Origin of the sequence: Dehalobacter sp. DCA (genome assembly GCF_000305775.1) — a bacterium.
Taxonomy (GTDB): domain Bacteria; phylum Bacillota; class Desulfitobacteriia; order Desulfitobacteriales; family Syntrophobotulaceae; genus Dehalobacter; species Dehalobacter alkaniphilus.
This window is the reverse complement of sequence record NC_018866.1, coordinates 2,337,913-2,360,162: the sequence shown is the minus strand read 5'-3', so window position 1 is coordinate 2,360,162 and position 22,250 is coordinate 2,337,913. Positions and strand designations below refer to the sequence as shown.

Below are 22,250 nucleotides of genomic sequence, written 5' to 3'. Positions count from 1 at the left end.
CCCTGAACCTTATATACCCTGGCGGCAGATTTCTCGTAATACCGCGTTGTCGTCATTATATAATCATTTTAGGGTTGACAAGGTGCTAGACATGCAAAGAGATTTCCGAATTTTTTCCTGGCTTTTGCCGAATTAATCCTTGAAAATAACGTATGCTTGTTACAGTGGAAGTATTCTCCATAAAGAACATACAGGAACAACCGGAGAGGAGAGTGAACATGAACGACACCGCTATGAAAGGTATGGAAGCCGCCTTGCGAAGCTATTACCGGAAATTAGATGAACTGCAGGTCAAGAAAAGAGCTTTGGAAGCGGTGGAAAAGAATGCCGAAGATATCAGAAGAATATTATTGGATGTAAATCAGCTTATTCCTTCGAAAGGAACAGTTTCGAGTTATCGTCCCGTCACGGGAGGAGGAAACGGCTTAGTCTGTGATCCAACTGCGCAAGCTTATGCGGAATTTACACGCTCCATGGAAAAATCGCAAAGGGAGCTTGTGATTTTGCTTGAAAAAAAGATTAGGCTAAAAATGGAGATCATGCATCTGGAATCTTCCATTGAGGGAATTGGTTTTGCGCTGAACTTGCTGGATCCTGTGGAACGGATGATTTGTGAACAGTATTATGGTTTAAAAAGAAAAAGTAATTTACAAATCGGACTGGCGTTGAATATGGACGAAAAGACCATAAGATACCGCCGGAAAAATATTAATCAGAAACTCAGCGATTATTTGAAGGTAAAACACCTCGTTAAATCCGGCTAATAGCACAAGAATAAGACAAGCCACATATTATGCATAAGACCTGAGACTTTATGAATATTTATCTAATAAAGGACAGGTCTTATTTTCTTTGGTCTATCTGAAAGGTGGGAAAGCGGATGATGCCTTTAAAGTCAGCAAGCGTATCTTACCCCTATGGTGTCAGAAACAGTGTATATGGTAAAGGTTATCACGAGGGAATTGATTTGGTTTCAGGAAACAGAGTCATATATGCTGCTGTTGCGGGCGCTGTCATTAAGACAGCCTATGCCGGCGGTCAGGGTGCAGATCCGGCAGGGTGGGGAAATTACGTTATCCTGAGAACCAGGAATAGCAATTACGATCTGATCCATGCCCATCTTGCCTCCGTGAAGGTGACCCGCGGACAGACAGTCAATGAAGGTGCCATTCTCGGTATGATGGGCAGAACAGGGAACACCACCGGCCCTCATCTTCATTTTGAGGTCAGAAGGGCACCCTGGACAAACAATAACGAAATTAATCCAGCTGTGTTTCTGGGGATAGAGAACAAAGAAGGACCCGTAAAAAATGTTTCTGCGAATTCAAGTGAGGAGGGGAAAAAGGTGGTTCAAAACATTATTTTATGCAATCCAGGCCCGGATGAAAGAGCAGCAGCTTATCTGGCAGATCATTTAAAGGCACCGGTATGTTACCTCGCAAATGTGACGAAAGAATTCATTGACTGTGCAGAAAAAGTCTATGTGATCGGCAACGATTATCAGGCAGCAGAAAAATCAATCAATATCATCGGTGCGGACCGTTACGATACCTGCCAAAAAGTGCTTGATCTCTGTAAAGCCAAGTAAGGAGGAAGTTATGGATACTATTACGCTGCCCCAGTCTTTTTTTACCCTGCAGGATCTTTCATCACTCGGTGGTACAGTAATCGCTGTCTACGTCATTGTATCTTTTCTGAAAGATTACCTGAAAATATTAGGAAAGAGAATTTCCAAAGACGGGACAGGGGACTGGATCGTGCGTCCGTCCTCTGTCCTGATTTCCTTCCTGATTATCATTTGGACACTGGTCATTCGAGGAGAAGTTAGTGGCGAAAACATTGGTTTGGCCGTCATCAATGCTTTTCTTGTCGCGTTGATCGCAGGAGCGGCGCATGACTATATTGTGGCTCCAACGAAGGAGAAAGCTGTTTTGCAGGCCATGGACAAAGAAAATTTGAAAAATAATCTTGAAAATCAAGGATCATCTGAGGCGAATAACATATCTGGATAACTGGTTTCATCAACAGATATTGTTTTCCGAATTTTTTCCGGTAATTTGCCGATTTTAAAGCAAAATCTCGGGTATGATAAGTACAGTGAGAATCACATCAAACATAGTTTGGCAACTTAATTGGAACGTCCTTGTAAGGGCGTTTTTATTTTAAGTCTCAACGCAGGCAATCATTGATGCGGTCAGCAGTCTTATCCGGACCGCTTATTCGGATTATGAAAACGAAGGGAGGAAAAGGCCATGGCAGCGGAAGAGAATGAGAAGAGAAAGAAGGAACTTGAAGAAAGATTGAAAGATCATGAAAAGGCTTTGAAGAAGCACGATGAACGGCTGGCGATCCTGGAATCTTCCTCGGTGCTAGAATCCAAACGGCTAGATAGTTTGTGCGAGCAGTTGATGGAGTTCAGCTTTGATATCAAGGAGATGCTCAGCAGCCACGACGAAAGAATGAAAGAGCAGGAGATGGAGTGCGTCAAAAAAGAAAAAGATATTGAAAGCCTGGCAGCTTCGGTTAAAGGAATCCTGTCAATTCTCAGATGGACTGCTACGACAGTATTCCTGCTGCTTGCAGGCTTTTTTATCTGGTACATTCAAATACTGCCTGTTTAGCCTGAAAAGATCAGAGTAGGCTACCTTAAAAATTACTTGAATATACAAGTTATTTTTTTAACAAAAAGGAATTGCCTTAATTGCGTCGAATATTCAGATAAAGTGTAAATAATTGTTTTAGTAAAGGATGGAATAGAATGGTCTTACTTAAGGGACAAGATGCACTTGAGGCACTCTGCGGCATATTGCCTTATGTTGTTAAGGCTCTTCCTCCTGACGTGGCCTTATACGTGACGGATGGGAAAAATTATCTTCAGGTAGCCGAGGGAGAAGAGCTTAATATTGGTATTGAAGTCGGCAGTGAGATTATGGGAACAGCTACCGAAAAATGCATGAAAGAGAACAGGAAGACCGTGTTTAATGTCCGGACCGGGACGTTGTTTCGCGGAGTTAATATACCGATACCTGATGAAAACGGAAGTCCTGTCGGGACGGTGGTATGTGCGACCGGAAGGAAGAAACAGCAGGATGTTAATGAGGTAGCTGTACAGTTGTCCAATTATCTGGATCAGATTGCCTCGGCGGTCGAGGAGATCGCCATGGGTGCCGGGAGACTTGCCGAAGTCGGTCAAGCCCTCTCCGTAAAGGCGCAGGAATCTAACCAGAAAATTAATGAAACTGAAGTCATTATCAACACCATTACAAACATCTCGAATCAGACGAATATGCTTGGCCTAAATGCCGCGATTGAATCAGCCCGGGCCGGGGAACACGGCCGCGGATTCGGTGTAGTTGCCCAGGAAATCAGAAAGTTAGCCGAAAACAGTAAAAAAGCAGCGGAAGAAGTCCGGCAGATTATTGAATCGATTTCTTCGGCGGTCACCGACATGACCAATGCAGCTGAAGAATCGGGACAGATCGCCCAGCAGCAGGCTGCGGCCACTCAGGAGAATGCAGCCACGATCGATCACTTGCGGAAACTGGCAGAGACGGTTAAAGATACGGCTGCCAAACTGTAAATAACCATGATTGAAAAAACACCCGGTATTACAGATGTCGAGGCGGGCACATTGTGTCGCTCTTCGGACTCTGTTATGCCGGGTTTTCTTTTTTTCGGATGAAGAAAAGGCAGACAAAAATAGGTTTGTCTGCGCAATTCTTACGGAATCTTATTACTTAAGGTTTATTTATTAATGATGGCTTTTACTTGAGTTTAATAATCAGTTGACCGGATTTAACCTGTTGGCCTTCGCTGATCAGGATGCTTTCAATTTCTCCGTCCGTTGGGGCCATAATGTTCGTCTCCATTTTCATGGCCTCAATGATCAGCATGCTTTGTTTATTGATAATTTTTTCGTTTTCTTTGACAAATACTTTGGAGATAATTCCGGTGATCGATGAGGCGATTTCCTTTGGATTATTCGGGTCTGCCATCAGTGTGACGGAGACCTTTTCTTTTTCTTCAAAGTTCCGGTCAAAGATCCGTACTTCTCTTCTGTTACCGTTGATCTCAAAAAGCAGCGTCTTATAGCCTTCTTCATCAACATCGCGGACTTCAACCAACTTCAAGATCATGGTCTTGCCTTCGTCAAGTTCGATTTCGCTGGTCTCGCCTTCTTTCAATCCGTAGAAAAAGACGTGGCTTTCCAGGTTATAGAGATGCCCGAATTCATCCAGGGATTTGAGGTAATCGCTGTACACTTTCGGATAAAGTGCATAGCTCAGGGCGTTCCGGATATTGGGCTCTATATGGTATTCTTCCTGGAGCTTCTTATTGATTTTTTCAAAATCGACTGCTTCAAGAATTTCACCGGGCCGGCAGGTAATCGGATCCTGCCCTTTCAGAACAATTTTTTGCAGTTCTTCTGGGAAACCGCCCTCCGGCTGACCCATCATTCCTTTGAAATAGTCGACGACCGAATCGGGAAACGCGAGCGTTTTGCCCTTTTTGAACAGATTTTCTCCGGTCAGCCCGTTTTGAACCATAAAGATGGCCATATCTCCGACGACTTTAGAGGTAGGGGTCACCTTGACGATGTCACCGAGGATCTGGTTGACCTCTATATACATCGCTTTGACTTCATCAAATTTGTGGCCAAGACCGAAACTTTCCACCTGCGGCTTCAGATTGGAATACTGGCCTCCAGGGATCTCATATTTGTATATTTCAGCAGTTCCAGATTTCAGTCCGGATTCAAACTGCTCATAGAACGTTCTGGCTTCACTCCAATAATTGCAGAGCTTTTGAATATCGTCGAGGTCCATTCCCGGATCCATCTTGGTATTGCGGAGCGCAGCAATGATTGAATCCATGGAAGGCTGGCTCGTGGTTCCTGCCATTGGACTGAGCGCCGCATCGACGATATCCACCCCTGCTTCAGCCGCCATCAGAATCGTGGCGACAGCGTTTCCGCTGGTATCATGCGTATGCAGGTGGATTGGAATGGATATTTCCTGCTTCAGGGCTTTGATCAGTTTAGCCGCGGCATAGGGTTTCAGCAGGCCGGACATATCTTTGATGCCAAGTATATGGGCGCCCATCTTCTCGATTTCTTTCGCCATCTTCAGGTAATAGTTCAGCGAGTATTTTTCTTTGCTTTCATCGAGGATATCCCCGGTATAGCATAAACATACTTCTGCTATTTTCCCGGTCTTCATCACTTCGTCAAAAGCCACTTCCATACCTTTCAGCCAGTTCAGGCTGTCAAAGATCCTGAAGATATCAATGCCTTGTACTGCGGCTTCCTGGATAAAGGCTCGGATCAGGTTGTCGGGATAGTTCGTATATCCTACGGCATTGGCGCCACGGATCAGCATCTGGAACGGGATATTCGGGATGAGTTGTCTGAGTTTCTGCAGCCTGCGCCAGGGTGATTCCCGTAAAAAGCGGTAGGCAACATCAAAAGTAGCTCCACCCCACATTTCCATGGAAAACATATCACTGGCCAGGACGGAAGTCGCTTCGGCAATCGACACAAGATCCTTGGTCCGAACCCGCGTTGCCAGCAGGGACTGATGCGCGTCCCGGAAAGTCGTGTCGGTCAGCAGTAGTTTGTTCTGGTCTTTGACCCAGGATACGAAGCCGTCAGCGCCGCGCTGCTGCAGGATGTCTCTGATTCCTGTACGTTCGGAAGGCAGTTCAATTTTTGGGACTGGGGCGATGTTATAGTCTTTCTTGGTGCTCTTGACTTCGTTGACAATTTTTTCGCCGATATATTTTAGAAGCTTTGTTTCGTAATCCTTTTTGGGTTTGATGTCAAAAAGCTCCGGCGTGTCATCGATAAAATGGGTATCACATTCTCCGCTTAAGAATTTCTCGTGGTTCATGACGTTAATAAGGAAGGCTTCGTTGGTCTTGACCCCTTTGACATTCATTTCTTTAACGGAACGGATTGCTTTTTGCGTGGTTCCTTCAAACGTTCTGGCCCAAGAAATGATTTTAACGAGCAGGCTGTCATAGTAAGGTGAGATGTTCGCGCCGGTGTAGCCATTACCGCCGTCGAGCCGGATGCCAAAACCGGAACTGGTCCGGTATACGTCAATTTTTCCTGTGTCCGGCATAAAGTTTGAGAGCGGATCTTCCGTGGTAATTCTGCACTGGATCGAGTATCCGCGTGGAACCACCGACTCCTGGGACGAAACCCCAATTTCTTTCGAATTTAGCGGGTAGCCCTGAGCGATCAAAATCTGGCTCTGAACAATATCGATCCCTGTCGTCATCTCAGTGATTGTGTGCTCGACTTGGATCCGGGGATTCATTTCAATAAAATAGTGGTTGCCGTGCTTGTCAACCAGAAACTCCGCAGTGCCTGCATTAACATAATTGACAGCTCTGGAAAGCTTAAGCGCATCCTGGTACAGCCGATCTCTGACTTCCTGCGGAATCGAGAAAGCCGGCGTGAATTCGAGGATCTTCTGATGGCGGCGCTGCACGGAGCAGTCCCGCTCATACAGATGAACGATATTACCGTACTTGTCGGCCAGGATTTGAACTTCAATGTGTTTGGGTCTTTCCAGATATTTCTCAATAAAAATATCTTCAATGCCAAAAGCCTTCTTAGCCTCTGTTCTGGCATTATTAAATTCACGCTCCAGGTCCTTTTCACTGTAGACGACGCGCATTCCTCTTCCGCCGCCGCCTGCTGCCGCTTTCAGAATCACGGGATATCCATATTTCTCGGCAAAGACCACAGCTTCGTCCACGGAAGTCATCGGTTTGTCCACGCCGGGAATGACAGGAACTCCTACACTTTGGGCCAGCAGTTTAGATTTGATTTTATCCCCAAGATTTTCAAGTGTATGAACAGACGGTCCGATATAAACAATACCGGCTTCCTCACACTTTTCCGCGAATTCCGGGTTTTCTGATAAGAAGCCATAGCCAGGATGAATGGCATCGACGCCCTTTTTTAGGGCGAGGTTAATAATTTCACCAATGCTTAAGTATACTTCGATCGGCTTCTTTTTCTCGCCAATCAGGTAGGATTCATCCGCTTTCGCTCTGAACAAAGCGTATTTGTCTTCTTCCGAATAAATAGCAACGGTTCTGATCCCGAGCTCTTTGCAGGCCCGAAAAACCCTGATCGCAATTTCTCCCCTGTTTGCGACCAGCACTTTATTAAAATTCTGTATTTTCATTTGGTATCTCCTTTGGCCTTTAAATCAATCATCTTATTCCTACTATTATAAGGCATTGAGGGTGCTGTAAAAAGTCCTTCAGAAAAAAAATACCGGAATACAGAATTAATTGTACAAATAATCTAAGTTTTTACCAGTATGATTTTGTCAAAAATAGCAGAAATTCTTTGCAACCCAAAAGGATACACCAATTGTCAGATCTTAAGCATGGGGTTTTGTTTATTTCTTTTGCTTTTTGCTTTGCTGTGCTTCCTGCAAGGACTTCTCAAGTGCGGCAATATTGGCCAGCGTGATTTTTCCTTTGATTTGCACAAGCTGCGTATTTTTTTCCTGGACCACTTTCTCAAGCTCCAGAATGGACAGGTCCAGCTTGCTGGAATCATCCTGCTGTTTTCCTTCCAGCGCGTTATTGAACATGGCCCAGGATGATTTAAGTTCTTTGATCGCCGCTGATGCTTTTTCCCAGTCTTTAGACTCCGCGAACAAAATGGAGCTTCGGCTGAAATAGATGATGTTCTTGATTTGAGGAGAAGTATTGGTTTGATAAAGTGCATAAATATCCGGAATCTTCTCGTATAGGGCATTTAAGGCCATCATGATTCTCATTTTGTCTTTGGTAGTCACAGATTCTGTAAGATTATTCAGAGCATTACTGAAATTCTCGATGAGTTTTTTGGCAGCGCCTTTTTGATTGATTTTAGGCATAACTTCATTCCAAAGATTATGGAGCTGGCTAATTTCGAGTGCTGCCTGCTGTAATGGATCCGGGGTCTGATTCGTCTTTGCCTGTCCGGAGGTGTCCTGTCCCGACTGCTTTTTCTGCTGATCGCCTCCTTCGGTTTGACTCTTACCGTTCGTTTGATTCTGACTACCTGCTTGATTCTGCCCACCGGCTTGGGTCTGTTCATTCTGATCTTTTGTTTCTTCCGCCATGAGGGATGGCCCTTTTAAAACGCTAAAGATTTTTTCGATCGATGACTCGATGTCTTCGAGCTGTTTAGGGACTGTTTCGGACTTTACCGATTCTTCAGGCTGCTTGCCTGTGATTTTATTCAGCATGCTGCATCCCGGAAACAACAATAAAGAAATGATAAAAAAGCAGAATAATTTTGTAGACCAATTCCTACTTTTTATTGTAAAATATCCCATATAAATACTCCCTTTGTTACTTTTTTCTGTTATTATTTACAGTTTCTTGCTTCTTATTCTTAAGAAACTTATTGAATTAATGCCAAAGTTCTGAAATAATGGAAAGTAATATAAACAAGTAATATATAAATAACTGTTTACACAAGTGAGCATATTTTGGAATGTTATTGGCATTTGTGGAAAGAGGTAGAAGAATGGGATTCAGTAAGTCAATTATTCAATCGACGATGATTAAGATAACTTTGCTTATGTTCGGTATCTTGCTCATCTTGTATTTCTTTATTGCAAATATTTACTGGGATGAAGAGGTCTTAAAGAAGGAGTTTCATCTGCTGAGTATTGCTTCGGCTTTAGAAAATAAGCTTCAGACGGATTATACGAATATCAAGCTATATAAAGACAACCAGGATCTGTCGACAAAAGAAAAGATTGCCGAAATCAATTCCTTGTTGAGACAGGATATCGCTGATCTTTCTGTGAAAAATCCGAATATCCATGTAGGCTATTTTGACAAGGAGATGGACAGCGTTATCTTTTATACGCCGGGAAACATGGAACCAGAGAAAAATAGCCAGCTTCAATCGGAGATTTACACCAGACTGTTTCAATCCAGGACTGCGGAATTTATTAATGAATCCGGTGTTGTCGACTGGAACAGCCAAGGCATTATTGCAGTCGCGGTGCCGCTTTATCACCAGAATACGATGATCGGATATACATGGGCCGAAATGGAGAACAATAATATCTATTATCTGTCATCGTTCGAATATGCGAAAGTATTAGTTCCAAGTATTATTCTCTGGATCATTGTACTAGTCGTCATCAAAGACAATATTGTCCGGATCAAGGCCTCTTTGGATTCCTTTGCCCGTACAATCAAAAGTAACAGTTTGGAGAATGAAGAAGATCTGGAAAGACTGCCCGAGCTCAAACCTGTTTTGGAAGAAATTAGAAACCATCTGGAAAACCTTCATATGCTTAATATGGAATTGGAAGGTTCCAATGACAAGCTCTTGACCATCATGGAAGGGATAGGCGACGGGTTCTTCGCCCTGGACAGGGAGTGGTGCTTTACCTATGTCAATAAAGAGATGAGGAAATATATAGGACAAGAGAATGTGGATCTCATTGGAAGGAATATTTGGGATGTTTACAAACAACTGGCTGACGCTCCCTCACATGCCAACATGAAACAGGCTTTGGCTGAGCAAGTATCCATGCATTGGGAGGAATATTCCCCACCTGAGAATCAATACTTTCAGTACCATGCCTATCCGTTTAAACAAGGCCTGACAGTCTTTGTAAGGAATATCACCGAATTAAAGCAAAGAGACAGAGAAATGCAACGCCTGGAGCGTCTCAACTTGATCGGACAAATGGCGACAGGGATTAGCCATGAAGTCAGAAACCCGCTGAGTACGGTCAGAGGCTTTCTACAGCTGCTGGAGGGGCAGTCTGATTCAAAACTTAAGACAGAATATATGGATCTGATGATTACAGAGATTGACAGAGCCAATGAGATTCTCACCGATTTTCTGTCTGTGGCCAAAGTCAGTCCCGACGGAACAAAAGAGGAGAATATCAATAATGTTATCAACCGTCTGTATCCGATGCTTCAGGCCGATGCCTATAATTCAGGCAAAGAGCTTATCCTGGAATTAAATGATGTTCCAAGTATTAATCTTAATGAATCGGAGATCAGACAGTTGATCCTGAATTTAGTCCGAAATGCTTTAGAAGAGACTGCTGAGAAGGGAAAGGTTTACATCAAAACGTATCAGGCAGAGGAGGGGATTGTCCTAGCTATTAAGGATCATGGCAAAGGGATTCCGCAGAGTGTTCAGGATACGCTGGGTACACCGTTTATTACCACGAAAGAAAATGGGACAGGCTTAGGCCTTCCAATTTCGCTGGGTATTGTCCGCAGGCACCAAGCTAAGTTTGAATTTCTGACAGGAGAAGACGGCACAACCTTTTTTATCACCTTCCCATTACAATAGTTCTAGGACTAAAGTCAAAATTTTTTCGTCGTGTTAAAGGAAAAACGAAAAAGAAAAAGAAATATACATATATTTCCGGAGGAGGAAAAAATGAAAATACCGTTAATAGCACTGATTTTACAAGGAATACCTGAAAATATTGCTTTATTTACCTTGTCTTATGCAATTGCAGGCCTCAATTTCAACTGGAAAAGAATTGTACCTTTGGGAATCATCATGGCGTTTTGTTCCTATCTGATAAGATATTTACTACAACTGCTTTCATTTCCGTTTGGTATTCATACTGTTCTCGTAATTGTATTATTATTTTTAATTCTTTTGCTGTTTTGCAAAGCTAGCTATAGTTCAGCGATTATTGCGAGCCTAATCAGTACTTTAATTGTTATAATTGGGGAAACCTTGTTTTTGAGCATACTGATGCCTATGTTCCAGATTACTTCAGAAATCCTAAACACCAATATGGTGGTAAGGGTCCTTATTGGCTACCCGCAGGTGCTTCTACTTTTTCTCGTTGCATTTATCGTGTATAAAGTCCGAAAACGTAAAAGTCTACAAGTGTTATAGGATGGTAAGTGTATAATGAATCTTTCAGAAATCAGCGAACGGCTCTCCAATACCTTGACGGCTGAATTGGATTATGATGAGGAAAAGAAGGAAATCGTTGCTTACGGCATCGAATCTGTCGCGCTGACGATTGCAGGGTTTCTGGCGGTCATCCTGGTTGCAATTCTATTCAGAGCTTTGTTGCCAACGGTCATTGCTGCTCTTTTTGGCGGGATGCTTAGGAAGGTATCCGGCGGAGCTCATTTCAATACGCCGCTGAAGTGTCTGGTCTCCGGAGCCGTGGTTTACTCCTTGCTCGGAGTGACTGCAAAGGGTTTAATTTCCTTTGGCCTGTATAGTACCAGAATCGATATTGTTGTATTGACAATTTGCCTTGCTACTGTCGCAATTTTGGCCCCGGTGGATTGTGAAGCCAAACCGATTCATTCCCGGATTTTCAGAAGAAACCTGAAGCTAGCTTCAATCGGGTTCATTATACTGGCACTGATGGTTGTACTCTTTAGTCACAATATATGGGTGAATACCGGCGCAGTATTGGGAATCGCCTGCCAGACGATGACCTTAATGCCCGTATTTAATAAAAAAAGGAGGACTGCCCCATGAAAAGAATTCTTTACACCCTAATGGCTTCTATGCTCGTACTCCTCGCTACTGCAAGTTCTGTCTTCGCCTGCACCTACTGGTTATATCAGCCAAGGACACCAAAGTCACTGCAAAAATAAAAAAAATGAGGCGGGAAACCCGCCTCATTTTTTATCCTTACGATTTTTTAACATTTGTGCCAGAGTAAATCTTCAGTGGGAGTGTAAGAAATGTCTTTAAGAATTCGGGAACCGGTCAATTCAATGTCCCATATGCTCGGGGCTGTACTTTCGCTTTCCGGGCTGGTACTGCTTCTGTTGAGGTCGCTGGAACATGACAGTACAGCCTATTTAGGTTCTGCCCTGGTCTTTGGGGGGAGTCTTATTCTGCTCTATTCTGCTTCGATGATCTATCACTGGGTGGTGTCCAGCGCACAGGTTATCCGTACGCTGCGAAAAATCGATCATTGTATGATCTATGTTCTGATCGCGGGTACATATACGCCGATTTGTCTGATCACATTGCAGGGTGTGCTGGGAATGGGCTTACTGATCGGGATCTGGACGCTGGCCGTTTTAGGGATCGTCCTGAAGCTTGTTTGGTTCAATGCTCCTCGTTGGTTATATACCGCTTTCTATTTGCTTCTGGGCTGGATTGCCATATTTTTTATTTACCCAATTTCTCTGGCTATTCCTGGCCAGGGATTATTCCTTCTAATCTTAGGAGGTCTGTTATATTCTGCAGGATCGGTTTTTTATGCTGTGAAACCTCAGTGGATCGGACTGGGTAAACTTGGGTTTCATGAAATATTCCATCTTTTTATCTTAGCGGGGAGTATCGTACATTATCTTTTCATTTACCGTTACGTCATGGGTTAAGGCAATCATAGAGGGAGTAGAGACACATGAAATTTCTTAGATTCAGGGATGCAGAAAACCAGGTTAGGTACGGTGTATTGACAGGTCAGATGATCCATTATGTCAAAGGAGATATTTTTGGAGTTTATGAGGTAACGGACCGAACATGTTCGCTGGAAGATGTTCATCTTCTGGCACCTGTTGAACCCTCCAAGGTATTATGTATCGGATTGAATTATCGCGATCATGCGGTCGAATTTGGCAAGCCCATTCCTGCGGAACCTTTGCTGTTTCTTAAGCCTTCTACGAGTGTGATTGGACCTGAAGAGAATATTGTCTATCCGCCTCAAACGCAAAACCTGCATTATGAAGCGGAGCTGGCCATCGTGATTGGCAAAAAAGCAAAAAATGTGGCGCAAAGCAAAGCCGTTGAATATATCTTTGGTTATACGGTCGGGAACGATGTGACTGCCAGGGATCTTCAAAATAAAGACGGTCAATGGTCAAGAGCAAAAGGTTTTGATACATTTTGTCCGCTGGGACCGTGGATTGAGACTGATGTTGTTAATCCTGACAACTTGTCCATTAAGCTTACCCAGAACGGGGAAGTACGCCAAAACTCCAACACAAAAAATCTGGTTTTTAGATGTTTTGAGCTCGTGGAATATCTGTCGGCAATCATGACCTTGCTGCCCGGTGATGTCATTATGACTGGAACACCTGGCGGAATCGGAGCAATGAATCCTGGAGACAGGATTGATACTTATATTGAGAAGATCGGCGTGTTGAAGAATTGCGTAGTGTGAATAATTATAGCAAATTGATAATTATTATAAATAACTATTGCAAAATTGCTTTGAATCGTTTAGAATTTTTCTAGATCCTCAAATATGAAATCAATCATCTAGTACCATATCAGTCCTAAACCTACATGTTCCCGCTGAGTTGACAAGGTACTTGGCACCAGTTGAAAAAAGTTAGAGAGGAAGTTATAAAATGAAAGATTTAAAAGGTTCAAAGACAGAAAAGAACTTAATGGAGGCTTTTGCTGGAGAATCACAGGCGAGAAACAAATATACCTATTTCGCATCTGCCGCCAAAAAAGAGGGTTATGAGCAGATTGCCGCCATCTTTTTAGAGACAGCAGAAAATGAAAAAGAACATGCGAAGATTTGGTTTAAGAAACTCCAGGGAATTGGCTGCACGACGGAAAATCTGGTCGCAGCTGCCGCAGGGGAAAGAGAAGAATGGACCAGCATGTACGCCAGAATGGCGGAAGAGGCCAGAGAAGAAGGATTTGATGACATTGCCGCATTATTCGACGGCGTTGGAAAAATAGAAAAAGAACATGAGGAAAGATACAAACAGCTGTTGCTGAATCTGCAGAACAAGGAAGTATTTGCAAAAAAACAAAATACGGCCTGGAAATGCCGTAATTGCGGACATATTCATGTAGGGACTGAAGCGCCTGAAATCTGCCCGGTTTGTGACCACCCGCAAGCGTACTTTGAAGTGATTGCACAGAACTATTAAACATTATACTGTAACTAAGCTTGGCTAAGGAAAGATGTCATTTCATATGATGTCTTTCTTTTTTGGGGTAATATTAGTCTGGGGGCCACAGTTCCGCTGTGAGCGGAGCACGATGCGGAGCGCGGCTTTTTGTATTGTGCCATCCGCGGCACGCGGCTATTGTGACCCCCAGACTTACCTTCATAATGGTATTGTAATTACATAGCGTAATTACATAGCTTTGAACGTTTCTTCTTCTTTTTCCTTAATTTTATGATAGAGCGCAGGATACAATTCCTCAAGGCACACAGGGCAAATAGTGTGGGTGAATTCAGAACCAGTCTGCTGGAATAGGTATTCTTCAATTGTGATCCAATTCTCTTCTTCCGTATTAATTTTTTTGCAGCTTGAACATATCGGGATGAGCTGATTCAGAGAATCATAGGCTTCCTTCATACGGGTATAGGTCAGACTGTTGTTGATAGCCATGCCGATGTAGGTCCCTACCATTTCCAGGTAAAGGATCATATCAAGATGAAACTGAGCTGATCTGCAGAGCAGCTGAATCAGACCAATACAGTTATCCCTAGCCATGATACGGATCAAAGCTACAGATTTAAAACCTGCTGCAATGCAATTTTTATCCTTGGTCTTCAGGACTGAAGGCAGATCATTGACCCAAAAGCTTCCCTGAGAAGTGAAAAAAGGGATGTTTTTGTCTGCTTTCCCGTGGATGACATCCATACAAATACACTTTGTGGACCAGAATTCATCCTGTGAAATCTTCAGGATTTTGAGTTCAGGGTTTACGGAACATAGGGGGGGTTCTTCAGAAAGCTTCATCTCAGGCAGGCCTTCACAGGCATAAAAGGGATAATCTTTTCCATTATATATGCGAATGCCGATAGCGTCGCAATTGGTGATCTGCTTTAAATGTTTCATAACTGTAATGATTGAGTCTTTCAAATTGATATAATTGTTCAGTTCGGAGAGTATTTTTTTTGTCATAATTTCTCTGTCAAGAATTTTTAATAATTCGCTTACTTGGGTTTTCGACATAAATGATACCTCCTTTTCGACTCTATCGTAGTATTCGTATCTTTATCTTATTACAAAAGGTGTAAATAATTTAGCATAATTTGTAAAAAATTAAAAAATGATAAAAGATTAAAAGTAGGTTTCTTACTCGGTGCAGATCTCGATAAATTTGGCGTTGACGCCGGGAATCGAGTTCAAATCTCCAGCGAAGGATTCTGTCTCTTCGGAAGTACCGGAAAGCTGAAGAATGATTAACCCTGAGTCCGAACATACATTACCGCCCTCATGAAGACCTAGTCTCACGGTGATCAAACAACCATATTTAGTCAAGACGCCCTGTACTTCGGCAGCATTTTTCGCCCTGTGGTTAACAGCTACAGCCATAAGCTTAAAACAAGACATGTGTTCATCCTCCTTTGTCATGCAAAAATAGAGTCTTCCATTGTATTTGAAGATATATTCTTGAAGGGCGTGATGATTTCCTTCTTTCACTGAATGATTTGCCTAATGACTAAAAATAACTTTATGTTATAATGATTCCTAACAAATAAGATATTGAAAAAATAATAAAAGTATTATAAACTAGTTTTTAGAAAAAATAATCAATAAGTGTGAATTCCAGGAAGATAATATCAAGACGAAGATATGAGGTGATTTCTATAAAAGCGATTCAAATTAAGGAAAATGTCTACTGGGTAGGCGGAGTTGACTGGAACATCAGAAATTTTCATGGGTATTTGACCCAGAGGGGCAGTACATATAATGCCTATCTGATCATTGATGAGAAAATTACATTAATTGACACGGTAAAGCATTACCTATTTGACGAAATGCTGGAACGGATTTCGGATGTGATTGATCCGGCAGATATTGATTACGTTATTTCCAATCATGTTGAGCAGGACCATTCAGGAAGCTTGCCGGAAATTATGGAGATTGCCACCAAGGCGACCCTGGTCACATCCCCCAATGGGGAAAAAGGGCTCAAGGCGCATTTCCGGGAAGACTGGAACTATCGGATTGTCAAATCAGGAGATGTCCTGAATATCGGCAAGAGGAATCTAACTTTTGTCCAGACCCCAATGGTACACTGGCCGGATAATATGGTGACCTACCTTGAGGAAGATAAAATTCTATTCTCGAATGATGCTTTCGGCCAGCATATTGCTTCAACCGAGAGATTTGATGATGAGCTCCCGCTCGGGGTCATCCTGGAAGAAGCCAGGAAATATTACGCGAATATTGTCCTGCCGTACGGCGGTCAGGTTCAAAAAGCTTTAGGAACCTTAGGCGGACTGGATGTAGAGGTAATTGCGACCAGCCATGGGTTGATCTGGCGCTCCAACATCCCGGCAATTCTCAACGAATATCAAAAATGGTCCACGAATGCCACGGAGAAAAAGGCCGTGATTGTCTATGACACGATGTGGAACGCAACGGAGATCATTGCGGAGAGCATCAGCGATGTATTTGAGAAAAAGGGCTATAACGTCCGGTTCATGGATCTTAAAAATAACCATATTTCAGATATTATGACTGAAGTGATCACAGCAAAATATATCTGCGTCGGCTCACCGACCCTGAATAATAACCTGATGCCGAGTGTAGCCAGTTTCTTAACCTATCTTAAGGGTCTGGCTCCGAAGGACAGAATTGGACTGGCTTTCGGTTCTTATGGCTGGAGCGGCCAGAGTATCGGGCAAGTGGAGCAGTATCTGAAGGACTGCGGTTTTGAAACCCTGGAAAATATCAGGATTCAATATATTCCGGAAGAGGATCAACTGGAAGAAATGAAAGAGAAATTGGAGGGAAATATTCTATGACGAATTTAAGAGAGATCTACAAGTGCAACGTCTGTGGCAATGTTGTGGAGATTGTTCACACAGGGGCTCCGGCCTTGGTATGCTGCGGCCAGCCCATGGAAAAGCTTGAGGGACGTTCAGAAGATATGGGTTTGGAAAAACACCTTCCGATAGTTCAGCCAACAGAAAAGGGCATTAAAGTAACGGTTGGCAGCATTGAGCACCCCATGGAAGAAAAACATTTTATTCAGTTTATCGAAGTTCTGACCGCAGATAAAATCTGCCGTGCAGAGCTTAAACCTGGTCAGAAGCCTGAGGCTTCTTTCCCAGTAGATATCGCAGCCGTTCTCGAGGTCAGGGAATACTGCAATCTTCATGGACTCTGGAAAACAAAATAGATCTAAGGTTTATTATTCTTAATAGTTGATAATGAGATCATAGGAGAGGGATGGTATAATAAAGACTGAAATTACCATCTCTTTTTTGTTTCATTTGATCAAATTGAAAATAAATCGTACACTTATGAATTTTTCGGAATTATATTTTATTTTTTCGGCTTTGACAATTTGAGAGAAAGCCTGTATTTGGGCCTTTATTTTTATAAGTTGGGTGTTGGAGGCTTCTGGCACGCATCTTGCAATAATTCTCTGGTGAGAATTTAAATTCATTTTAATTTATATAGAGGAGGAGGTAGACAATGTTAATTAATTACGCAGGGATCGCAGTAATTTTAGCGTGGGGAATTGTATTTCCGGTAATTCTGCTGGTGGTTCAGAGACTGCTCTGTCCTAACAATCCAACCAAGGCAAAATTGTTGACTTACGAGTGTGGCCTTGATACCCAGGGGGATACGTGGATTCGTTTCAAAATTAGTTACTTTATGTATGCTTTAATTTTTGTGGTTTTTGATGTTGAAACAATTTTCCTCTATCCTTGGGCCATGTTGTTCCAAAATCTGGGCTTGTTTGCTATTGTTGAGATGGTGATCTTCATTGCGATTCTCATTCTTGGATTTGCCTATGCCTGGAAGGAGGGCGCTTTGGAATGGATGTAGTTAAGAAAAACTATAAAGTTGAAGTCCCTGAATATGAAGTACCGAACAATATTATTATGTGCAAGATCGAAGATGCGCTGAACTGGTGCCGATCCCGGTCCTTCTGGCCACTGACGTTCGGTCTGGCCTGCTGTGCGTTTGAAATGATGGCAGCCGGAGATGCCCGCTATGACATTGCGCGTTTCGGGTCTGAAGTTTTCAGACCTTCACCGCGTCAGTGCGACCTTCTGATTATCGCGGGGACAGTTACGAAAAAAATGGAGCCGATTGTGGTTCGTTTGTATGAACAAATGGCCGAACCGAAATACGTGATGGCGATGGGCAGCTGCGCGATCAGCGGCGGTCCGTTCAAAGACTCATACAGTGTTGTGAAAGGGGCCGATACCTTTTTGCCGGTAGATGTCTACGTACCGGGCTGTCCGCCGAGACCGGAAGCACTGTTCTACGGACTTCTCGAGCTGCGGAAAAAAGTGACTAACCCCAGAAAATTCGCGGAGAACAACAAGGAGAGGATCATGCAGAATGGATAAGAAGATTGATCGTCAAGCGCTGGTTGCCTTTCTTAATGAGAAGATGGATGCTCAAGCGGAAGTCTTTGAGGATAATACGGAAGGTTCCATAAAAGTATCCCGCTTGAAGCTTGGGGAAACCATGCAGGAACTTAGGGAAAATCCACAGTACAAATTCGATGTTCTGATGAATCTGAGCTCTGTGGATTATCCGGAAAACTTCACTGTGATCTATCACCTGTTCTCGATTGCGCATAAGCATTATTTGACTGTTAAAGTGGAAATAACCAAAGAGAATCCCTGCTGGGTACCGTCGGTCAGTTCCGTCTGGAAAGCGGCTCAGGTACACGAAAGGGAAGTTTTCGATTTGATGGGGATTCTATTTAATGATCATCCTGATCTCAGAAGGATTCTGCTGCCGGAGGACTTTGCCGGACATCCTTTGCGCAAAGATTTTACGCAGCAGGCTGATTAAACACCAACATGCGAAACAGAATTTGAGGTGTAAGAATGAATGACATAAGAACCCAGGAGATGAACTTAAACTTTGGTCCTCAGCACCCCAGTACGCACGGGGTGTATCGCGGAGTGTTCACAATGGAGGGTGAATATATCACCAAGTGCGTGAACCATATCGGTTATCTGCACCGCGGCATTGAAAAACTGGCGGAGTCCCGTACCTATACCCAGTTTATTCCGTACAACGGACGGTTGGACTATGTTTCAGGCATGTTGAATGAAGAGGCTTATGTCCGTACGGTGGAAAAATTGATGGGTATTTCCGATCAGGTTCCCGAACGGGCCGAATATATCCGGGTGATTATGGCTGAACTTCAGCGTATCGCCAGCCACCTGGTGTTTTATTCCTCGATGGCGCTGGACATGGCCGGTTTCACACCTTGGACTTACGGGTTCAGAGAGAGAGACACAATTCTAGATCTATTTGAAATGGCAGCCGGCAGCCGCATGATGCCGAATTATATGCGGTTTGGTGGTGTTGCTGCTGATCTGAACGAAGAATTTATGCCTGCCCTGCGCAAACTACTCGATATCATGCCGAAATGCATGGAAGAGTACCACGGTATATTAACCGGCAATGAGATCTTCCAGGCCCGTACAAAGGGGGTTGCCCCGCTTTCCCGCGAAAAAGCTTTGAATTACGGGATATCCGGTCCTTCGGCCAGGGCTTCAGGCATTGATTATGATCTGCGCCGGGACGAGCCATATGGGATTTATGACCGTTTTAAATTCAATGTGCCGGTCCGTCAGACTGGGGACACGTTGGACCGTTATATGGTCCGTATGGACGAGATAGCTGAAAGCGTCAAAATTCTGGAACAGGCTTATAGAGAACTTCCGGAAGGTCCAGTTCTGGCCAAGGTTCCGAAAATAATCAAACCTCCTGCCGGAGAAGTCTATAACCGTATCGAACATTCCAAAGGACACCTTGGTTTCCATATTGTGAGTGACGGTACACCCAAACCTTACCGTTTAAGGATTTGTTCTCCCTGTTTTGTGAATGTGGCAATTTTTGAAGAAATGGCTGTCGGTTTGCATCTGCAGGATGCAGTCGTTGCTTTTGCTTCCTTGGATATTGTGTTGGGAGAAATTGACCGCTAATAGACAGAAACAAGAATTCAGAAGATGGAGGAAAATATGGATCTATTTCTTGTTTGGGCCGATATGTTCAGACAGTGGCTAGTTGGAATTGGAATGCCGGTGTTGCCTGCTGAAATATTTATTAAGACCATTCTGGTTTTAATTGTCATTATCTTTGTGCTAACGAACCTGATTGTTCTGGTCTGGCTGGAACGTAAATTTGCTGCTTTTTACGCTGACCGCGTTGGCCCCAACCGCCTTGGACCTGCAGGTTTTCTACAGTTTCCGGTTGATATTGTCAAAATGCTCGGGAAAGAGGATATCATTCCCGAAAACGTGGACAGACCCGTATTTAAGATTGCCAGTATCTGCGCATTTCTTACGGCAATTATGGGCTGGGCCGTTATTCCTCTCGGAAAAGGCATGATCCTGGAAGATTTGAATGTCGGACTATTGTACTTCATTGCGATTGGTTCTACAGGAACGATTGCCTTTGTCATGGCCGGTTTTGCTTCCAATAATAAATACGCGCTGCTCGGCGGCATGAGAACGGCTGCTCAGATGATCAGCTATGAAATTCCACTGGCCTTTTCTTTACTCGGCATCGTCATGATCACCGGAAGCTTAAGCCTTACCGAGATTGTCGATGCCCAGAAAAACGTCTGGTTTGTCTTTCCACAGATTCTTGCCTTCTGCGCTTATTTTGTTTGTTCCATCGCGGAAACAAACCGCGGACCGTTCGACTTGGCGGAAGGGGAGCAGGAGCTGGTTGCGGGATACTTCGTTGAGTATTCGGGTATCCGCTATGCGTTGTTTATGGTCGCTGAATATACCCATCTGGTTGCGGTCTCGGCGATTGCAGCCGTTGTGTTCCTCGGCGGCTGGAATGCGCCGTTTGGCTTGACCTTCATACCGGGATTCATCTGGATGATGATTAAAATCTACTTGATGATTTTCCTGTTCATGTGGGTCAGATGGACATTTGTCAGGGTAAAGGTCGAGCATTTGATGCATATCGGCTGGAAATTCCTGATTCCGCTTACGTTATTCAATATTGTGATCACCGGCATTGGCGTTTACGTCTACCGGATGATTGCAGGTTAAGGTGGTGAGATCGTGTACGGACAAGGACTTTTAAAAGGTTTAAGCATATCAATCAGACACTTTTTTAAGAAGAAAGTCACAGAGATGTACCCGGAGCAGAAGCCTAACCTGCCGAAGCGTTCCCGGGGATGGTTTGAACTGACTCCGGATAAATGTACGGCATGCGGGCTTTGTGTCAACGCCTGTCCTAACGGGATTATCTTCATCGAAAGCTATAAAGATGAGAACAACAAAAGAAAGCTGGCTCAGTATCGTATGCTGATGGAAAGCTGTATTTTCTGTGGATTTTGTGTTGAGGCCTGTCCTCAAGATGCTTTGTACAATACGCAAGCTTTTGAACAGACGGTCTTTTTCCGGGAAGATCTTAACAGAATCCTTTATAAAGCCGAGCCTCAGTCGGTTCAGGCTGAAAGGAGTGAAGCGTGATGGGCTTTACAGTGATGTTTTACGTAATTGCCATCGTTACCCTCGGTTCGGCACTCATGATGGTCATCAGCAAAAATATCTTCCACAGTGCGCTTTTAATGCTGGTAGCATTTTTGGGTATTGCGGGGGTTTTTGTTCTGCTTCATGCTGATTTTCTGGCCGCCACCCAGGTTCTGATTTATGCCGGGGCGATCACGATATTTGTTGTCTTTGCGATCATGTTTACCATGCGCGGGGATATGAAAACGACAAACCTGTTCTCCAAGGACCTGGTTCCAGGCGCGCTGCTCTCGCTGATCATGATCGTCGTCAATGCGGTAATGGTACTGACAACGAAGTGGCCACTTAAGGATTTGATACCTCCGGAAGCAACAGCAAAGGAAATCGCGAATCTGATGCTGACAAAATACGTGGTTGCGTTTGAACTGACCGCAGTACTACTGTTAGTGGCCATGCTCGGTGCGATTGTTATTGTAAAAGGGGTGAAAAGATCCTCATGAGCAGTATGACCGACTTTTTATTCAATATTGGATTGCCGCATTTTCTGATCCTTAGCGGAACACTTTTCTTTATCGGGCTTTTCAGTGTCCTGGCCAAAAGAAACCTCATCGCCATCCTCATGGGAATGGAAATCATGCTTAGTTCAGTCAACATCAATCTTGTTGCATTTAACAGATACACCACTGCTCCGGCTCTGCACGGCCACGTTTTTGCACTCTTTGTGATCGCTTTGGCAGCGGCGGAAGTATCCGTAGGCTTAGCCTTGATAATTTCTGTCTACCGCCAGCACAAGTCGGTTGAGGCGGATGATATCGATTCGATGAAATGGTAGTCTTAATTCAAGATAAAGGCAGG

The 22,250-nt window shown here is 43.7% G+C and carries 26 protein-coding genes; 22 read left to right on the top strand and 4 right to left on the bottom strand.

All coding sequences use genetic code 11. The features are described 5' to 3' along the window. The first annotated feature begins 218 nt into the window (after positions 1-218). The 5 genes from DHBDCA_RS11375 (at position 219) to DHBDCA_RS15930 (ending at position 3,580) form a co-directional block, all read left to right on the top strand. Complete coding sequence (locus DHBDCA_RS11375; protein WP_015044355.1) at positions 219-764, top strand: hypothetical protein; 546 nt, start codon at positions 219-221, stop codon at positions 762-764. A 116-nt stretch (positions 765-880) separates the two neighbouring features. Then, positions 881-1,588 (top strand): M23 family metallopeptidase, encoded by a 708-nt coding sequence (locus tag DHBDCA_RS11370; protein ID WP_015044354.1) that lies wholly within the window; start codon positions 881-883, stop codon positions 1,586-1,588. 10 nt (positions 1,589-1,598) lie between these two features. Further along, positions 1,599-2,012, top strand: coding sequence for a hypothetical protein (locus tag DHBDCA_RS11365; RefSeq protein ID WP_015044353.1), 414 nt, complete (start codon positions 1,599-1,601; stop codon positions 2,010-2,012). A gap of 240 nt (positions 2,013-2,252) precedes the next feature. Next, positions 2,253-2,621 carry a hypothetical protein gene (locus DHBDCA_RS11360; RefSeq protein ID WP_015044352.1) on the top strand — a complete coding sequence of 123 codons (369 nt, stop codon included), beginning with the start codon at positions 2,253-2,255 and terminating at the stop codon, positions 2,619-2,621. 137 nt (positions 2,622-2,758) lie between these two features. Next, positions 2,759-3,580: a methyl-accepting chemotaxis protein gene (locus DHBDCA_RS15930; RefSeq protein ID WP_015044351.1), complete on the top strand. Its 822-nt coding sequence runs from the start codon at positions 2,759-2,761 to the stop codon at positions 3,578-3,580. A 184-nt stretch (positions 3,581-3,764) separates the two neighbouring features. Here the strand turns inward: DHBDCA_RS15930 and DHBDCA_RS11350 are convergent, their stop codons facing one another. Further along, positions 3,765-7,199: a pyruvate carboxylase gene (locus DHBDCA_RS11350; RefSeq protein WP_015044350.1), complete on the bottom strand. Its 3,435-nt coding sequence runs from the start codon at positions 7,197-7,199 to the stop codon at positions 3,765-3,767. Positions 7,200-7,418: 219 nt separating this feature from the next. Continuing rightward, positions 7,419-8,258 carry a hypothetical protein gene (locus DHBDCA_RS11345; protein WP_015044349.1) on the bottom strand — a complete coding sequence of 280 codons (840 nt, stop codon included), beginning with the start codon at positions 8,256-8,258 and terminating at the stop codon, positions 7,419-7,421. A gap of 284 nt (positions 8,259-8,542) precedes the next feature. Between DHBDCA_RS11345 and DHBDCA_RS11340 the strand changes: the two genes are divergently transcribed. From DHBDCA_RS11340 to rbr, 7 genes are all read left to right on the top strand, one after another. Continuing rightward, the gene (locus DHBDCA_RS11340; protein ID WP_015044348.1) at positions 8,543-10,348 is read left to right on the top strand and encodes a two-component system sensor histidine kinase NtrB; all 1,806 of its coding nucleotides are present in this window, start codon (positions 8,543-8,545) and stop codon (positions 10,346-10,348) included. A gap of 90 nt (positions 10,349-10,438) precedes the next feature. Beyond that, entirely contained in the window at positions 10,439-10,912 is a 474-nt protein-coding gene (locus DHBDCA_RS11335; RefSeq protein ID WP_041225794.1) for a hypothetical protein, read from the top strand. 15 nt (positions 10,913-10,927) lie between these two features. After that, a complete protein-coding gene (locus tag DHBDCA_RS11330; RefSeq protein WP_015044347.1) occupies positions 10,928-11,515 on the top strand; it encodes an accessory gene regulator ArgB-like protein in 588 nt (195 codons plus the stop codon). Next, on the top strand, positions 11,512-11,634 hold the full coding sequence (locus tag DHBDCA_RS15060) for a cyclic lactone autoinducer peptide (protein WP_081580534.1): 123 nt from the start codon (positions 11,512-11,514) through the stop codon (positions 11,632-11,634). Before DHBDCA_RS11330 ends, DHBDCA_RS15060 begins: the two co-directional genes overlap by 4 nt. A 90-nt stretch (positions 11,635-11,724) precedes the next feature. Then, entirely contained in the window at positions 11,725-12,372 is a 648-nt protein-coding gene (locus tag DHBDCA_RS11325) for a PAQR family membrane homeostasis protein TrhA (protein ID WP_015044346.1), read from the top strand. 26 nt (positions 12,373-12,398) lie between these two features. Then, positions 12,399-13,157, top strand: coding sequence for a fumarylacetoacetate hydrolase family protein (locus DHBDCA_RS11320; RefSeq protein ID WP_015044345.1), 759 nt, complete (start codon positions 12,399-12,401; stop codon positions 13,155-13,157). 190 nt (positions 13,158-13,347) lie between these two features. Beyond that, positions 13,348-13,884, top strand: coding sequence for a rubrerythrin (gene rbr, locus DHBDCA_RS11315; protein ID WP_015044344.1), 537 nt, complete (start codon positions 13,348-13,350; stop codon positions 13,882-13,884). Positions 13,885-14,094: 210 nt separating this feature from the next. Here the strand turns inward: rbr and DHBDCA_RS11310 are convergent, their stop codons facing one another. Together DHBDCA_RS11310 and DHBDCA_RS11305 are read right to left on the bottom strand one after the other, a co-directional pair. After that, on the bottom strand, positions 14,095-14,922 hold the full coding sequence (locus tag DHBDCA_RS11310; RefSeq protein ID WP_015044343.1) for a GAF domain-containing protein: 828 nt from the start codon (positions 14,920-14,922) through the stop codon (positions 14,095-14,097). 123 nt (positions 14,923-15,045) lie between these two features. After that, the gene (locus DHBDCA_RS11305; protein WP_015044342.1) at positions 15,046-15,303 is read right to left on the bottom strand and encodes a hypothetical protein; all 258 of its coding nucleotides are present in this window, start codon (positions 15,301-15,303) and stop codon (positions 15,046-15,048) included. Positions 15,304-15,551: 248 nt separating this feature from the next. Between DHBDCA_RS11305 and DHBDCA_RS11300 the strand changes: the two genes are divergently transcribed. From DHBDCA_RS11300 to nuoK, 10 genes are all read left to right on the top strand, one after another. Further along, on the top strand, positions 15,552-16,724 hold the full coding sequence (locus DHBDCA_RS11300) for an FprA family A-type flavoprotein (RefSeq protein ID WP_015044341.1): 1,173 nt from the start codon (positions 15,552-15,554) through the stop codon (positions 16,722-16,724). Then, positions 16,721-17,101, top strand: coding sequence for a desulfoferrodoxin (locus DHBDCA_RS11295; RefSeq protein ID WP_015044340.1), 381 nt, complete (start codon positions 16,721-16,723; stop codon positions 17,099-17,101). Before DHBDCA_RS11300 ends, DHBDCA_RS11295 begins: the two co-directional genes overlap by 4 nt. 299 nt (positions 17,102-17,400) lie before the next feature. Next, positions 17,401-17,757 carry an NADH-quinone oxidoreductase subunit A gene (locus DHBDCA_RS11290; protein ID WP_015044339.1) on the top strand — a complete coding sequence of 119 codons (357 nt, stop codon included), beginning with the start codon at positions 17,401-17,403 and terminating at the stop codon, positions 17,755-17,757. Then, on the top strand, positions 17,748-18,287 hold the full coding sequence (locus tag DHBDCA_RS11285) for an NADH-quinone oxidoreductase subunit B (RefSeq protein ID WP_015044338.1): 540 nt from the start codon (positions 17,748-17,750) through the stop codon (positions 18,285-18,287). Before DHBDCA_RS11290 ends, DHBDCA_RS11285 begins: the two co-directional genes overlap by 10 nt. Further along, complete coding sequence (locus DHBDCA_RS11280) at positions 18,280-18,741, top strand: NADH-quinone oxidoreductase subunit C (protein WP_015044337.1); 462 nt, start codon at positions 18,280-18,282, stop codon at positions 18,739-18,741. Before DHBDCA_RS11285 ends, DHBDCA_RS11280 begins: the two co-directional genes overlap by 8 nt. Before the next feature lie 35 nt (positions 18,742-18,776). Then, positions 18,777-19,886, top strand: coding sequence for an NADH-quinone oxidoreductase subunit D (locus DHBDCA_RS11275; protein WP_034379158.1), 1,110 nt, complete (start codon positions 18,777-18,779; stop codon positions 19,884-19,886). Positions 19,887-19,922: 36 nt separating this feature from the next. Next, complete coding sequence (gene nuoH, locus DHBDCA_RS11270) at positions 19,923-20,969, top strand: NADH-quinone oxidoreductase subunit NuoH (protein ID WP_015044335.1); 1,047 nt, start codon at positions 19,923-19,925, stop codon at positions 20,967-20,969. 12 nt (positions 20,970-20,981) lie between these two features. Continuing rightward, positions 20,982-21,395: a NuoI/complex I 23 kDa subunit family protein gene (locus tag DHBDCA_RS11265; protein ID WP_015044334.1), complete on the top strand. Its 414-nt coding sequence runs from the start codon at positions 20,982-20,984 to the stop codon at positions 21,393-21,395. Then, positions 21,395-21,895 carry an NADH-quinone oxidoreductase subunit J family protein gene (locus tag DHBDCA_RS11260; RefSeq protein WP_015044333.1) on the top strand — a complete coding sequence of 167 codons (501 nt, stop codon included), beginning with the start codon at positions 21,395-21,397 and terminating at the stop codon, positions 21,893-21,895. The genes DHBDCA_RS11265 and DHBDCA_RS11260 overlap by 1 nt, the downstream gene beginning before the upstream one ends. Continuing rightward, complete coding sequence (nuoK, locus tag DHBDCA_RS11255) at positions 21,892-22,227, top strand: NADH-quinone oxidoreductase subunit NuoK (protein ID WP_015044332.1); 336 nt, start codon at positions 21,892-21,894, stop codon at positions 22,225-22,227. The genes DHBDCA_RS11260 and nuoK overlap by 4 nt, the downstream gene beginning before the upstream one ends. Positions 22,228-22,250: the final 23 nt, after the last annotated feature.